Here is a 14,938-nt window from a genome sequence, read left to right on the forward strand (position 1 = left end):
AGCAAGGGCAACCAGTCAGCCTGCTCGAACTTCTGCACGGCGTAGTGCCAGCGCAGCAGAGTAGGCTGAGGAATGGCAAACTCGCGGGCGATGCTGGCAAAGGCCTCCATCTTGCTCACGCTGTTTTTGATGAGCCCCTGCACGGCCAACACGGCATCCAGCTTCTGCTGAGCTTTGGCTTGGGCGGTAGCACCGGCTTGGCCCCAGCGCGCCCAGAGCACCTCTTTGCAATAACGCGGGGCTTTGGGCTTGGGCAGATCTATCAGCCTATCGCCAACCTGCACCTTGCCATGCTTGCGCAGCAGGGCGGCCTGGGTAGCTGGCGAGAAACTAGAAATATGAAATTCGATCCCTTTCCCTTCGTTTTTCGGGCGACTTGTCCAATTTTCTTTTTTTGCGCGGATACGGATAACGCGATCACTGGCAGGTAATCCAGGTAACCCGGCGAGCTCTTGCGCTGTAAACCAGGAGTAATCATTCATGATCAACCTCTATCGTTTAATCCTGAGTCTTTAAGAATTTTTTCACGCAGAGCCATACCTTTTTTGCCATTCCATGAACCGATCAATGCCTGTCTGGCATTCGGGTAACGCACATCATTTTCACCACACCAGCGATGCAAACTCGTGCCCTTTGCAACCAAGCAAGCCCTCACTCTGGTGAGCAAGTCGAAGCTAGGTATGAGTTTTTCTTCCATTTGGATATACTCCATCGACATATAAACGAATTGAATAAAATAATATGCCAACATTTGTTGGCATGTCAACAGGTGATGTCATGGAAATTGAGCGCGCCGACATAGCTACGCGGCTAATAGAAGAGCGAACCAGGGCAGGGTATTCACAGGCTGATTTTGCGAGACAGCTCGATATATCCAGAGAAGGCCTTCGGCTTTATGAGATGGGGCAACGAGGATTAAGCGCTGAGTTTCTTGCAAAAACGGCAAGTTACGGTGTCGATGTGCAGTATGTTTTGATCGGTGTTCGGTCAAAAAATGTTGAGCAGGTCTTACAACCTGCCACGCAAACAGTTCAATCTGCCCCAACAACTAACGTCAATGGTGGATCAGCGAATGTTGTCCAGTTGGTGCAACCAGGTGGGAAGGTAAAATTTGAGACCATCCACACTCAGCATCACACCACTAAAGTGGTAGCGGAGGTAAAGCCTGGAATTGAACATATCACTGAAGAACAGGCAGCCAAGCTCATTGAATTGGTAAATGAAATTGTGGAACTTGAACAAAAACATAGAAAGCAACCCCGTCAACATAGAAGCGTATGGGCCGCACTAAACAGCCACTTCTCAGTCACGCGTTACCGTCTTATCCCTCTAGGTTCATACGACAAAGCCGAGAAGTACCTCAGACAATGGATTGGCAGACTTTCATCCCAAAAGAGTGCTAAAAAAACGGATAACTACGAATGGCGAAAGCGAAAATACGCCTACATAAAGATCAATAGCGATCCGCAATGGTTAGACTCTTATTTGAACCAACGATTTAACGCAGACTCTATAACGCAGATAAGCGATGATGATCTTGATAAGCTCTATCGAGCTGTAGCGGCAAAAAAATCGAAGGGGTAAGAATCGGATCACGCTAGCATAATCACGATCCGATTCACCGAATTGATACACCGCAAAGCAAAAAGAATAACCCATTGATTTAATTTGTTTTTTATTGAATAGGATCGCGTTTTTGCAAATCGGATCTTAGTTCCGATTCTATGTGTTTTAATCGGAACTAAGAACATCTATCTCTCTATATGATTTACCTGTCTCTGCAGTGACAACCGCACTTAGCTATAATGTGCATAGAATCTGGGGCGGCAGCCTGTTTCACTCACGTCAAATACTGGAATTTAAATGGGTTTCTAACGGTAGGCACAGCCGGATCCAATTAATCAAAACAACTGACGAAAACAGCCAAAAACGGATCCATTGATCAAAATCTCGATCCAATGAAGAGGGGCGCTCACTGCGCCCCTTGTTCTGCCTAGTCGACTGATCTACTCCGCGCTATAATTCCACCGCAACCCGCGCCAGCACTGCCTTTGCAGCCGCTCAACCCGCTCGCCACCCCATTTCAGATCCCATCAATTTCCCGCTCTTTCCGCCAATTCCCACATATTCAGTCCATTGATCAGATTATTTGGTTCCTTACAGCGAGCGTGAACAGCTCGCGGGAGCCGGTCGCGGCGCTGCGCGCCAGGATCCAGGGGATCAGGCGACGACCCACCACGATCATCAGAATGATAAAGGTGGCGACCTTGCCCAGCGTCAGTAGCACCTCGCCGAGCAGATGGGACAGGGTCGGGGATTGAGCCTCATCGCCGGTCAGATTGGCCAGCAGCGGCAGCAGCACCAGCGCCAGCACCATCACCAGATCCTCGACAATCAGCCAGCCCACCGCAATCTTGCCCTCTGGCGACTCCAGCATGTTGCGCGCCTCCAGGGCGCGCAGCAGCACTACGGTACTGGCCACCGACAAGGAGAGACCAAAGACGCTGGCCGCCAGTAGGGGCCAGCCGAGCAGACTGGCCAAACCGACGCCCAGCAGGGTGGCGATGGCGATCTGGCCGATGGCCCCGGGCACGGCAATGCGTTTGACGGCCATCAGATCGGTGAGTGAGAAGTGCAACCCGACGCCAAACATCAGCAGGATCACGCCCAGTTCAGCCAGCTCGGGGGCTATTGCGCCATCGGCGACATAACCAGGAGTAAAGGGGCCGCAGAGTACTCCGGCAATCAGGTAACCCACCATGGGCGACAGTCGTAGACGATGCGCCAGCATGCCGAAGATGAAGGCCAGAACGAGTGATCCCACGAGAGTGGTGATCAGGGGAAGGGAATGGGACATAGCTCACCTCAGGTCGATGGGCTGCACGAAAAAACAGCCTGGGGTGGAAAGAAAAACCTCGTTGATTCTTAACTGCCGACAAGAATAACAAGATTTAAGCGACGATGTTGTCGCAATCTGGGTTGCAAGGTGAACCTTATTTAAACGGGGCGATAAACCGGACGCGCAGGAAACTGTGTCGCGCTTCAAACGCCGGGTAGCAACAGTCGGTTAGCATGGAGACCTATCTGGCAACAGGAGTTGAATCATGGGGTCACATCCTTCTACCACGTCGGCCCGAGGCCGAGCTCACAAGCCCGTCACTCACCACCACAGCACCACGGCAACCGAGTCGCTGCCCTCCATCTGGTGGTGGCTGGCCATAGGGGCCATCGCCGCCTTGATGGTCTGGGGTTGGGTTGAAGTGCTACTCAGCAGCCGGTTGACGCCGGTGATGCACCTGCTGCTGCTCGGAGTCATAGCCCTGCCGTTGATGATGAGCCGGGGCTGGTGGTGTCACCCCCAGCGCAAGGGACTCCCGACTCGGGCGATTTATGTGTTGCTGTCGGCAGGGCTGCTGTTCAGTGTGCTCGGCAACCTGCTGGAGGCGATGCTGGGGCAACAGTTACCCCGGCTATTTTTGTACCCCAGCCTGCTGGCCGGGGTGGCATTGGTCCTGCTATGGCGCTGGGGGCGTCAGCGCTGAGCGTCAGCTCGATAGCTCCAGCCGTGAGTGCGGATCCATGGCTCGGGGCTCAGCGGATGGCCTCGCCTTGGGCCAGCATCACCCGATTGCGTCCGGCATGTTTGGCGCGATACAGGGCTTCGTCGGCTCGTTCGGTCATCTGGCTCAATGTCTCATCAGGCTGATAGCAAGCCAGGCCGAAGCTGGCGGTGATCGCCAGATCCTGCTGCAGCAGTTGCCGGATGCGATCGGCCAGGGCAAACAACTGCTCGGTCTGGCTGTCAGCGACCAACAACATAAACTCCTCGCCGCCGAAGCGGACGGCCAGATCGGTGCTGCGCAGGCACTGCCGTAACTGTTCGGCAACCCGGATCAACAGCTGATCCCCTTCCGGATGACCATAGGTATCGTTGAAGCGTTTGAAGTGGTCGATATCCAGCAGGATCAGGCCGAAGGGTTGCTGACTGCGGCTGGTTCGGGCCTGGAGGTTGCTATAGGCGATCTCCAGATGACGACGATTGGCTAATCCGGTGAGTGGATCGTGCAACGACAGCACCCGGGTCTCCTCGAACAGACGGATATTCTCCAGGGCCATGCCGATCTGCCGCCCCAGCGACTCCAGCAACTCCCGTTGCTGTGGGTCGAGCTGCAGGCCGATCCGGGTCTGGGCGCACAGCAGACCTATGGGTTGTAGCTGTGCCAGTAGCGGGATCACCATCCGCCCCGCCGGGGTGGAGCCGGGTTCGCACTCCGAGGCAATGGGGCCAGCCAGCAGTTGCAGATGACGCACGCTGAAACAGGGTTGGCAGTGGTGATTGGCCAATTGGCCGGTATTGCGCTCATGTTCGTTGAGCAGGCGGATATGCACGCCGCCGATGATGCCAAACAGGGTGGACTGGTTCAGGCGATCGCAGACCAGCTGGCACAGGGCACCGGGATCCCGGCTCTGGTTGACCAGCGATTCGATGCCATGTACCAGACGCAGCTCTTCATTGGTCTGGCGAATGGCCCGATCCCGAGCCGACAGTTCAGCCAGGATCTGCTGGCTCTGCTGGTGGGCGTCGTTGGCTTCGGCCACGGCCAACTGTAACTGGCCATTGAGCTCACTAAGCTCGTGCTGGGTGGTAATCAACTCATCATTGCGCAGCACCATGGCTTCGTACGTCGCCATCAGCAGATCCAGGATCCGTTGCCGATCGGTATTGATATGAAACCACTCGCCCTGAAAGAAAATGTCGGATTCGGTGTGTTCCGGTAACAGGCCCGAGAGCCGCTGACGCATGGTTTCCAGGATGCTGGCCATCCGCGACAGCAGGTAGGATTCGTTGTAGGGCTTGGTGATGAAATGGTCGGCTTTGCACTCCAGGGCCAGCAAAATATCGCGGGCGCTGGAGAGCGAGGTCAGCAACACCACCGGCAGATCACGATGCCGGGGATGCTGGCGGATGGCGTGGCACAGGGCGTAACCATCCATCTCCGGCATCAGGATATCGCTGATCACCAGATGGGGATCACTCTGCTCCAGCAGCGCCATGGCTTCCTTGCCGTGCAAGGCTTGCTGGACGGCGAAGCCATGTTTTTCCAGTAGGTAGCGCAGCTGGTTGGCCTGGGTCTGACTGTCTTCGACGATCAGTACCGAGAGCGTTTCGTGTTCGTTGAGCCATGACGAGAACATGGTGTTTCCTCGTATCAGGAACGCTGCGGCTGGCCGAGCAGCTGGCAGAGCGTTGTGGCCATCGCGGCCGGGGCTAATATCCGGGTGGCGGCCTGCAGGCGAACTGCTTCGCCGGGCATGCCATGAACCACGCTGCTGTCCGCGTCCTGCACCAGGGTGCAGGCTCCGGCATCATGCAGAGTCTTGAGTTCAGCGGCACCATCGCGGCCCATGCCGCTGAGCAGGATGCCGATCGCTGCGCCCCCATACAGCTGGTGGGTCGAGCGAAACAAATAGGAGACCGACGGACAGACACCATGTTCTGGTGCTGCATGGGCGAGCTGGATGCGGCGATCCGGCCCCAGTCCCATGTGACGATCTTCCGGGGCGACATAGATGCAGCCGGGTTGGGGCATCTCGCCACTGCGGGCCAGCTGCACCGGCAGCGCCAGTCGCAAGCCGAGCCAGCGGCAGAAGCCATCGGTAAAGCCATTGGCGATGTGCTGCACCACCAGGATCGGGAGTGGAAAACTGGCAGGCAGTGGCTCGAGCAGGCTTTGCAGCGCCTGGGGGCCGCCGGTCGAGGCGCCAATCACCACCACCCGGGGTGGTTGGTGAGTGAGTACTTGCCGGGGGGCGGCGGCACTGGTGCGGCGGCGCACAACCTTGACGCCGGCCATGGCGCGAAAGGTGAACAGCAACTCCTCGCGATGGTGCGCCAGATCGCTGGCCGTGCTGACGCGAGGCTTGCGAAGCGCCCCTAGCGCCCCGGCCGCCTGGGCGCGATGACTCAGGCTGCCGAGCTGGTCGTCGGCTTCGGCACTGACGATGACGATGGGCACCGGTGTGCTGGCCATGATCTGGCGGGTGACTTCAAAGCCATCGAGATCGGACATCAGCACATCCATGCTGACAATATCCGGTTGCAGCCGGGCGCACAGCGTTAGGGCTTCACTACCGCTGGTGGCGCAGCCGACTACGTCGAAGTCGCCGGCCGCCAGAAACAGCTCATTGAGTAACTGCGCCGAGGTGGGTGAGTCATCGACTATTAAAACCCGTATCATGCTTCACTCCTGGCTTTCAGGATCAGAGAAACTTGCGGATGATCTCCAGCAAGTTGCTCTGATCAAAACTCGATTTGACGATGTAGGCATCGGCCCCCACATCGACACCCCGCTGCCGATCCTCGACAGACTCCAGGCTGGTCACCAGCACCACCGGTAAACGACTGAATTGCTCGTCGGCCCGCAGGTGTGCGGTGAGTTCAAAGCCATCCATCTTCGGCATTTCCACATCCGAGCTGACCAAATCGAAGGTTTCGCTCTGCAGCAAGGTCAAAGCGTCGAGGCCATCACAGGCGGTCTTGACCTCATAGCCATAGGATTCCAGCACATTTTTCAGCAGGGTTCGCGAGGTGATCGAATCATCGACCACCAGGATGCGGTGTGCGGTACTGGCTCGAGGCTCGTCACTCTCGAACACCGCAGGGAGCTGGCTCGGGGCACCACGGGCTGATTTGAGCAGATCATGGGTGTTCAGCAGCGGCAGCAGAGTGCCATCGCCAAGCACAGATACTCCGGCAATATGCCGCACTCGCAGCAATTGCGGCCCCAACTGCTTGACCAGCAGATCGTCCTCTCCCAATACATCATCGACGGCAAAGGCGATGGGCTCCTGCTCCTGCCCCAGTAACAGCAGATCCTGCATGCCGGAGGCGGCCGGGGCATCGGCGGCGATGCCGAGTAACCCGGCTAGCGAGACGATGGGCACGGTGCGCTGATCCAGGCTGAAGGTGGGGCGCCCCTCGATGGAGTGGATCTGTGAGCTGTCCAGCCGCAGTACGCGCTGGGTACTCAGGGTCGGCACGGCAAAACGCCGTTGACCGACCCGGATCTGGATGCCACGGAAACTGGCCAGCGCCAGCGGTAACTCCAGCACAAACCGGGTGCCTTGAGCTGTTTGGCTGCTGACGCGGATGTGGCCACCGAGCTTTTCGATCTGCTCCTGCACGATCGCCATGCCCAGACCCCGACCGGAGAGGTGGCTCACCTCGCGGCGGGTCGAGAGCCCGGAGCGAAAAATCAGTTGCAGCGCCTCCTCATCGCCAAGTTGCGACACCTGCTCCGCGGTCAGATAGCCGTCGCGCAGGGCGGCCTCTTGCAGGGCTTGGCGGTCGATGCCGCGGCCATCATCCTGGATCAGGATCTCGGCCTTACCCTGTTCGGTGCAGCGGGCCTGGATCAGGATCCGACCGCGGGTTGGCTTGTTGTTCCGTTCACGCTCGGCGGGCAGTTCGATGCCGTGATCGATGGCATTGCGCAGCAGATGGATTAGCGGGTCGCGCAGGCCTTGCAGAATGCGGCGATCCAGCTCCAGGCTCTCGCCCTGGATCTGCACCGTGAGCTGCTTGCCCTGCTCCTGGGCGATGTCGCGCAGCATGGCGGCCAGCCCTTCGGTCAGCGAGGCAAACGGAAACATCAACAACGCCTTGGCATCGGCAATCAGTTTTTCGATCAGGCTTCCGGCCTGACGTGCCTCCTGTTCACCGTGCCGTTTGACCCGCAGCAGGGACTTGCCGAGATCGGCCAACTGCCGATCCAGATCCTGGGGTTCATCCGCTGTGGAGTGCTGCTGGCGGTGCCGCAGTTGGCTCAGGGTATCGAGGCAGCCTTTGAGCTCCAGCACCTGCTGACGCAGGGCCAGTTTCAGCGCTGTCATCTCTTCGGCCTGCAGCAGCAAGTCATCCAGCCGGGCGACCGGCAGACGCACGCTCTCTTCCCGCCCCGGATATAACACCCGGTTCAGCGGATCCAGCCCTTCTGCGGCCGCTGGTGCCGAAGCCTGTGGCGGCTTCGTTGCCGGAGCAGGGGGCATGGGCTCGTTGATCTGGCGCGGCGGGCTGCTGCCTGCAGCCGACATCGCCGGGGCGACTGAAACGGCACTCGGATCCTGAGTCTGCGACGCTGCCAGCGGGAGAGGCGCTGCCTGCATCGCTGGCTCGACGACTATCGATTCGGGGGGGCGCGGGACGACTGGATCAGGAGCGACGGGATCCAGTGCGATGGGTTGTGTAGGGGGCGTCGGTAAGGTAGCCGAACCGCTGGCCAGCTTGTCCAGACTCTGGCGCAGCGCCAAAGCGCGGGTGGTCAGTCGGCCGGGCAGGGGAGCTTCGGCACCCTGCAGCTGGCTCTCCAGATTCTCGACACACTGCCGCAGCAATTCGAGCAGCGCCGGTTGTAGCGACAAGACCTGGCGCCGCAGCAGGGCCAGCACACTCTCCAGGGACTGGCACAGATATTCCAGACTCGGCAGATTGACGATGCGGGCACCGCCCTTGAGGCTGTGGGCGGCGCGGTAGAAAACTTCCAGCGGCTGAACGGGGTCGCCCCCCAGCTCCAGCTCGTCGAGGGTGCGCGTCATCAGGCTCAGCTGCTCGCTGGCCTCCAGCAGAAAAGTTTGCAGCAGCCGAGCCCGCAGCTGACTCTCCAGATCGGTCATCAACGGATCCTGAAGCGTTCGACCAGATCCCACATCCGGTTGCTCATCTGGTTGAGCGACGCCGTCGCCTCTTCGGCCTGGCGCATGCTGATGACGATCTGGTCGCTGGCGCCGCGAATGTTGTCCATGGCGATGGCGACCTGATTCAAGCCCGCCACCTGCTCGTTGGTCGAGGCGAGGATCTGGGCGGCGGCCTGGACCGTGCCGGTGGCGCCCTGACCTATGGTCTGGATGGCGGTTTCGGTTTCCGCCGATTGCTGCACCCCGATCTCGACCGTCTTGCCGCCTTGTTCGGTGGCCATGACGGCACCGCTGATCGCTTTCTGGATATCATTCAGGATGCGGCGGATCTGCTCGGTGGATTCTTTGGATTGCTCGGCCAGACTGCGCACTTCTTGCGCCACGACCGCAAAGCCCTTGCCATGTTCGCCCGCTTTGGCGGCCTCGATGCTGGCATTGACCGCCAGCAGGTTGGACTGCCCGGCCAGATCGCTGACCGAGGTGATGATTTCGCCAATCGCCATGCTCTGTTCACTCAAGCGGACAATGCTTTCGGCGATGAAGTCCATCTGCTGGCGGATCTTGTGCATGCCTTGCAGGGTGTCGCCGACGCTCTTCTGGCCGTGCTGGGTCATCTGGGCTGTGCTGCGCGCCGAATCGGAGACGAAGGCCGATTTCTGATTCACCTGCTGGGCGGTGACCTTGATCTCCTCCAGGGTGGTGGAGGTTTCGGAGACGGCGGCCGCGGTTTCCGTGGAGCTAGCGGCCAGTTGCGAGGTCAGGGCGGCGATCTGCGAGGAGGAGCCGCTGATCTGGCGGGCCGCCTCCTGCACTTCGGTGACCAGATTGCGCAGGTTGCTGGTCATGGCGACAAAGGCATGTCCCAGCTCATCCCGCTCGGACAGCGGGGTGATATCGGCTTGCAGCTGGTTGTTGGCCAGCGCCTTGGCGACCTCGGACATGCTGTGCAGGTAGCCACTCATGCGAGTAAAGGCCTGGGCCAGGATGGCAATTTCGTCGCTGCGTTGGCCGATCTGGGGCGGCGGCAGACTGAGATCGCCCTGGGAAATTCGCTCGGCGACGGCGGTCAGATCGTGCAGTGGCGAGCTGATGCTGCGCACCAGATAAAAGCTGCCTGCGCCAATGCCCAGCAGGGTCAGCAGGGTGGCCCACAAAATAAAGTTCAGGGCGATGTGATTGCTCTCCAGCAGTTCCTGTTGGCGCTGGGTCGCCAGTTGCTGCTCCAATTGCTCGATCTGCTGCTGATTCTCCTGAACCTCGTTCATCAAGCGCAGGCCAACTCCTTGCTGGATCAATTTTTGATACTCGGTGATTTGTCCTTTGTCATACATGCTGACGCCGAGGTCCAGGCTGTCGAACCGGCTGTTGAGCTTGCCTTCCAGGGCACTGAGCAACGTGCGAGTATCGTTGCTGCGCACCGAGGCGTGCAGATTGGTCAGATAGCGACGGGTTTGCGATTGGTGGTCGCGGTAGGCTTGCAGATAATCCGGATTGCCGGACATCAGATAACCCCGTTGCGCCGCTTCGGCCGCGAACAGTTGGGTGATCAAATGGCTGTTGCCGTTGATCATGGTGAAGGTATGGGTGACCTGCCCGGTATTGCTGATCATGCGATCGATATTGCTGTAGGTGATGAAACTGATGGTCCCCAGTGTCAACAGCATGACGCCCACCAGGGTGGCTAGTTTCTTTCCGATGGTCCAGCGCATGAACGGTTCCCTCGTTAGTAATTTTAAATTAATCAATCTCGTCTTCGATGCGCAGCCTGGGGTCGAGCAGCATGGCTTGGGCATCGAGCAGTATCAGTTGATCCGGGCCTATGCCGTGCAGATAACGGCGCCCCTGGTCGCTCAGGGTGGGCAGATGTTCCTGCAGGCTGTGCAATGGCAGACGGCAGACGCCGGTCAATGTGTCGATCAGCAAGCCGAACTCCTGATCCGCACCAGCCAATACGATCACCAACGAACGCTCCTTGGGGGCGGGAGCTGATAATCCTAACAGATGACGCGGCTCCATCAGGCACAGAATGCGTCCGCGCAGATTCATGATCCCGGCGACAAAGGCGGGTACGCCAGGCAGCGGGGTAATCTGGCTGACCGGGATGATCTCGCGGATAAAACGGGACTCAAACCCGTAACACTCCTGCGCCACGGTAAAACAGGTGATGTCCAGATGCCGGGTCTGTTCTTCGCTGTGCGTTCTGGGTTGGGCCAGCTTACGAGCCCGGGCTTGCAGGATTTCGGTGGTGTTATCGGGTATGTGGCTCATCATGGTTCCTTAACCCTGCAACCGTCGGCGCTGCAGCAGCATATCCTGCAGTTGTCCGGCGGAGAGTCCTTCCGAGCCGGGTAGCAATTGTTCCGGGGAGAGTGCTGCCAGCAGCCGTTGCACTTGATCCAGATGACGCTCGCCGCTACGGGTGTCGGCGGCCTTGAGCTCCAATAAACCCAGTGCGTAGTGGGCCATGGCACACTCCGGCGCCAGATAGAGTACCCGCCGCAAGGCGGTACGTGCCGCCATGATCTCCCCCAACTCCTGCAGGATCATGGCGTGCAGGTAGTGTCCTTCCGAGAACAGCTTGTGGTGCTGCAGCGCCTGTTCACACAGAGCTCTGGCGGTGAGCAACTCACCCTGATCGGCCAGTTGCCGGGCCTGGGCGAATAGTTCGGTACTGGTGATCCGGCTCTCGACGGGCTCGACTTGCTGCCGCAGCTGGAGCGGGCTCTGGGCCTCCGTCGGCGCAGGGGAGAGGGTCGCATGCCCCGGATAAGCCGGGGTGACGCTTGGTATATTCAGCGGGCGGCTTGCATCGCGTTTGCGATACAAGAAGGCACCACCAATCTGGACCGTATCGAACTCGGCTTGAAACAGTTGCGAGCATTCGGTCTGACTCAAGACCAGCCAGCCCCCCGGACGCAAGCAACGGGCGAAACGGTCGGCAATCTGGGTGATGGTGTCGTCGCTGAAATACATCAGCACATTCCGGCAGAAGATGATGTCCAGCTCATGGGTGCCATTGAGGATGGATGGATAATCCGGGGCTGCCAGGTTGAGCTGGGCAAACTGTACCTGTTGCCGCAACGCCGGATCCAACAACCAACGCCCATCACTCTGTAGCCGGAAATAGCGTTGCTTGTAGTGGGTCGGGGTGGCGCGAAATGACCAGGCGGTGTAATAGCCCTGCTGGGCTTTCTCCAGCGACTGGCGATTGATGTCGGTGGCTAATAACGAGAAACCAGCGTGGTTATTGCGCAGGGTCTGGCTGTCTAGCGCCATCGCCAATGAGTAAGGCTCTTCACCACTGGCGCAACCGGCGCTCCACAGGCGTAAGGGTTGGTGAATGGGCCGTTGCCGTCTGAGCTCGGGCTGTATCGAGTCGAGCAGGGCCTGAATGGCTTCCGGCTCGCGGAAAAAGTAGGTCTCGCCTATGGTCAGCCCTTCGATCAGTAACTGCTCCTCCTCGGCGGTCAGCTGGTTACCGAGAAGGCGTTCACTCAGTTGGGCGCCGTGCTCGAGCCCCAGCCGAGGCGCCAGTTGCTCCAGCTTGCGCTCCAGCTCTGGTAGTCGTTCGGGGCTGTGATACAGGCCGTAGTGACGCGCGATATAGTCACCCATCCACTGACGTTGCAGAGGATTCAGTCCTGGCTGTGGGCAGAGCTCAACCATGATGCAGTCCATCGGTCGTCAGCAGGGCGTAACGTCGCAGGGTTTGTTCCAGATCCAGGATCAGGACCGCATGCCCGTCCTGCTCGAACCAACCGAGCCAGCAACCGCTATGACTCAGGAGCGGGCTGTCGTAGCAGAGCGCCTCAGAGGGAAGAGCCAGCACTTGATGCACGGCATCGGCGGGCATGACCCAGCCCTTGTCCGCGACGTGCAGCAGTAAAAACAGATCATCGACACCAACTGGACGCGAGGGGGAATCGACCAGATAACGGCTATCCAGTACCGGCAACAAGCTGCCATGCACATTCAGCAGACCGAGCAAGGCGGGAGGCAGTTGGCCGACACGGGTGACGGCGGCGGCTTGAGTCACGGATCCCACCTGCGACAATGGCAGAGCGTAGCGTTGGCCATCCAGGCTGAACACAAACAGGGATAACGGGGAGGTGTTCCGGATCAAACTCCTGGTCCTTCAGATCACAACTACAGAAAACAGACATCACCCGCGAAGGGCAAACTTGCGCTACCGACGGGCGATTCTGTCAGGTAGGCCGGGGGATGACAAGGGACAGCTGTGACTTGAATGACTCTTTTACATTTGCTGAACCGTCATCGTCACAGCAGGTTAAAAACGAAAGCAATTTACTTCATTTGGTGCCGTTTTCTGCTATTTCCAGGCTGCGATAACGAAATCCTTGCATCTCCTGCTGCCAGCCCGTCAGCGACCAGCCGCCTTTGTGCAGCAGATGATCCAGAAACTCCTCCGGATCCGGAAGTTCACGCCAGACGGCGGGTAGAAAGGTGGCTCTGTGGCCGGGTGATTGCAACCAGAGACCGTCTGCTTCCGGGAGCAAGGCCTGTAACACTTGTGCTCGGGTTTGTGTCGGTATTGGCTGCAGAGGGCCCAGCAGCGAGATACTGAGCTGGCATTCGTCGAGCTCGGCTTCGCTGAGCGCGACAAAGCGCGGATCGCCAAACGCGGCCGCCTGCGCAAAATAGACCAGGGCATCTGCCAGGGGCTTCTCCGGCTCCAGACAACCGATACAACCGCGCAATTCTCCCCGCTTATGGAGGGTGACAAAGCAAGCCATCGGCTCCTGGGCCAGCGGCAGTTCGCAGATGAGTTCAGGATGCCAGTGGCTGCGGATGGCCAGACGCGCCAGTCTCAGCAGACTCTCTTGCTGCCGTGTCGACAGTATGGGGAGGCCATTCTGGCCTTGCCGCAGCATGCCATCCGGATCAGGCATAGAAGGCCACGGCGGCATAACCGACCACGTTGAGTTTTTCGCCGGTGATATCGCCAGAGTTGTGTTGTCCCAACAAGCGGGGGCGGAGGCCCAGTTTGCGGGCCAGCAACAGCATGGCGTTCAGCGCTTCACTGCCGCAGGCTTGCTCCGGCACCAGATCCGCTTCCAGCGCCATGATCTGGGTGAGGGTGAAGGTATCCTGATGTTGCGCTTCGAGGTAGCTCAGGTAGTGACAGAGATCGCTGCTGACGATGAGCAGGGTCTGTGGATTCAGCAAGGGGCGCAGCAGACGGGCCAATTTCTTGGCCGGATAATGGCCGACGATCAGTGGCGTCAGCTGGAAGTGGCCGAGCTGATGCTGCAGCAACGGCAGCTGTACCTCGATGGCATGCTCGTGACGATGCGCCACTTCCGAATATTGGGTATCGGCTTGCTGATAGAGATAGTCCAGTACCTCCCGATCTAACGGCACCTCGCCCAACGGCGTAGCGAACGCGATGCATTGTTCGGCGGGTAAGAGTACCCCTTGGGCCGCCACACGGTGGCCAGGAGCCAGCATGATGACTCGGGAATAGCGACCGCGAGGGATCTGCTGGATGGCGAGGGCCGCCAGGGCTCCGGAATAGGCATAGCCAGCATGAGGCACCAGCAACATGCGCGGTGGATAAAACTCCAGCGGCTCGGATACCGGCAATGTTGCCAGCCAGTCGGTGATCTCGGCCGCGTCTGCCGGATAGAAGTGACCAGCCACTGCAGGTTGACGAATTGCGCTCATGAGGACTCCATGTATCGACATCAGTTCAGGTGAAACACTGTCTCCTGCCCTAGGATTATAGAGTGGTCGGGAGGTGTGTCGTGACAGAAATCAGTGAAAAATGCAAAACCCGTTACTGGCGTCGACTCGATGATGGCCGGGTGGAATGTACGCTGTGCCCACGGTTATGCCAACTACGAGAAGGAAAACGCGGGGTCTGTTTCGTGCGAATGGCCGAGTCGGGCGAGATAGTGCTGACCGCCTATGGCCAATCCAGTGGCCTGTGTATCGATCCTATCGAGAAAAAGCCTTTATTCCATTTTTTACCGGGCACGCCGGTTCTCTCCTTCGGTACCGTCGGTTGTAATCTAACCTGCCGTTTTTGCCAGAACTGGGATATCAGCAAATCACGAGACTCGGCCACGTTGCAGGTTGCGGCCACACCGGAGCAAATCGCGAGTGCGGCTCTGCGGTACGGATGCCGTAGTGTTGCCTTTACCCGTCATTCCGCACCTGTTTGAAACATTATCAATCGCTTGACAGCGATCGGCTACTCTGATCTATTACTGCTTTTTGAGCA

15 protein-coding genes are annotated in these 14,938 nt (G+C 58.8%); 3 read left to right on the forward strand and 12 right to left on the reverse strand.

The features are described from left to right. Both ACYVG7_RS12630 and ACYVG7_RS12635 read right to left on the reverse strand, forming a co-directional pair. Positions 1-482 (reverse strand): DNA-binding protein (locus ACYVG7_RS12630; RefSeq protein WP_460883451.1); only part of this gene is annotated, 482 nt, incomplete at its 3' end. Between the two features lie 2 nt (positions 483-484). Continuing rightward, positions 485-697 carry a hypothetical protein gene (locus tag ACYVG7_RS12635; protein WP_460883452.1) on the reverse strand — a complete coding sequence of 71 codons (213 nt, stop codon included), beginning with the start codon at positions 695-697 and terminating at the stop codon, positions 485-487. Between the two features lie 80 nt (positions 698-777). Here ACYVG7_RS12635 and ACYVG7_RS12640 point away from each other — a divergent pair, with 80 nt between their 5' ends. After that, on the forward strand, positions 778-1,584 hold the full coding sequence (locus ACYVG7_RS12640) for a helix-turn-helix domain-containing protein (protein ID WP_460883453.1): 807 nt from the start codon (positions 778-780) through the stop codon (positions 1,582-1,584). Between the two features lie 556 nt (positions 1,585-2,140). On the opposite strand, the gene ACYVG7_RS12645 is transcribed toward ACYVG7_RS12640, so the two are convergent. Next, the gene (locus tag ACYVG7_RS12645) at positions 2,141-2,857 is read right to left on the reverse strand and encodes a cation:proton antiporter domain-containing protein (RefSeq protein ID WP_460883454.1); all 717 of its coding nucleotides are present in this window, start codon (positions 2,855-2,857) and stop codon (positions 2,141-2,143) included. A 247-nt stretch (positions 2,858-3,104) separates the two neighbouring features. Here ACYVG7_RS12645 and ACYVG7_RS12650 point away from each other — a divergent pair, with 247 nt between their 5' ends. Then, positions 3,105-3,542 (forward strand): hypothetical protein, encoded by a 438-nt coding sequence (locus ACYVG7_RS12650; protein ID WP_460883455.1) that lies wholly within the window; start codon positions 3,105-3,107, stop codon positions 3,540-3,542. 49 nt (positions 3,543-3,591) lie between these two features. Here the strand turns inward: ACYVG7_RS12650 and ACYVG7_RS12655 are convergent, their stop codons facing one another. The 9 genes from ACYVG7_RS12655 to amrB form a co-directional block, all read right to left on the reverse strand. Next, positions 3,592-5,196, reverse strand: a complete 1,605-nt coding sequence (locus ACYVG7_RS12655; protein WP_460883456.1) for a GGDEF domain-containing response regulator — start codon at positions 5,194-5,196, stop codon at positions 3,592-3,594. 14 nt (positions 5,197-5,210) lie between these two features. Continuing rightward, complete coding sequence (locus ACYVG7_RS12660; protein WP_460883457.1) at positions 5,211-6,239, reverse strand: chemotaxis protein CheB; 1,029 nt, start codon at positions 6,237-6,239, stop codon at positions 5,211-5,213. Between the two features lie 22 nt (positions 6,240-6,261). Continuing rightward, positions 6,262-8,673: a hybrid sensor histidine kinase/response regulator gene (locus ACYVG7_RS12665; protein WP_460883458.1), complete on the reverse strand. Its 2,412-nt coding sequence runs from the start codon at positions 8,671-8,673 to the stop codon at positions 6,262-6,264. Beyond that, on the reverse strand, positions 8,673-10,403 hold the full coding sequence (locus ACYVG7_RS12670; protein WP_460883459.1) for a methyl-accepting chemotaxis protein: 1,731 nt from the start codon (positions 10,401-10,403) through the stop codon (positions 8,673-8,675). Before ACYVG7_RS12670 ends, ACYVG7_RS12665 begins: the two co-directional genes overlap by 1 nt. Before the next feature lie 28 nt (positions 10,404-10,431). Next, positions 10,432-10,962 carry a chemotaxis protein CheW gene (locus ACYVG7_RS12675; RefSeq protein ID WP_460883460.1) on the reverse strand — a complete coding sequence of 177 codons (531 nt, stop codon included), beginning with the start codon at positions 10,960-10,962 and terminating at the stop codon, positions 10,432-10,434. Positions 10,963-10,971: 9 nt separating this feature from the next. After that, positions 10,972-12,360: a CheR family methyltransferase gene (locus ACYVG7_RS12680; RefSeq protein WP_460883461.1), complete on the reverse strand. Its 1,389-nt coding sequence runs from the start codon at positions 12,358-12,360 to the stop codon at positions 10,972-10,974. Further along, positions 12,353-12,817 (reverse strand): chemotaxis protein CheW, encoded by a 465-nt coding sequence (locus ACYVG7_RS12685; protein ID WP_460883462.1) that lies wholly within the window; start codon positions 12,815-12,817, stop codon positions 12,353-12,355. The genes ACYVG7_RS12680 and ACYVG7_RS12685 overlap by 8 nt, the downstream gene beginning before the upstream one ends. A gap of 187 nt (positions 12,818-13,004) precedes the next feature. Further along, entirely contained in the window at positions 13,005-13,604 is a 600-nt protein-coding gene (gene amrA, locus ACYVG7_RS12690) for an AmmeMemoRadiSam system protein A (protein WP_460883463.1), read from the reverse strand. Beyond that, entirely contained in the window at positions 13,597-14,379 is a 783-nt protein-coding gene (gene amrB, locus ACYVG7_RS12695; protein ID WP_460883464.1) for an AmmeMemoRadiSam system protein B, read from the reverse strand. The genes amrA and amrB overlap by 8 nt, the downstream gene beginning before the upstream one ends. 80 nt (positions 14,380-14,459) lie before the next feature. Between amrB and amrS the strand changes: the two genes are divergently transcribed. Continuing rightward, positions 14,460-14,879: an AmmeMemoRadiSam system radical SAM enzyme gene (amrS, locus tag ACYVG7_RS12700; RefSeq protein WP_460883465.1), complete on the forward strand. Its 420-nt coding sequence runs from the start codon at positions 14,460-14,462 to the stop codon at positions 14,877-14,879. The last annotated feature ends 59 nt before the right edge of the window (positions 14,880-14,938 follow it).

The organism is Pseudaeromonas pectinilytica, assembly GCF_054780855.1.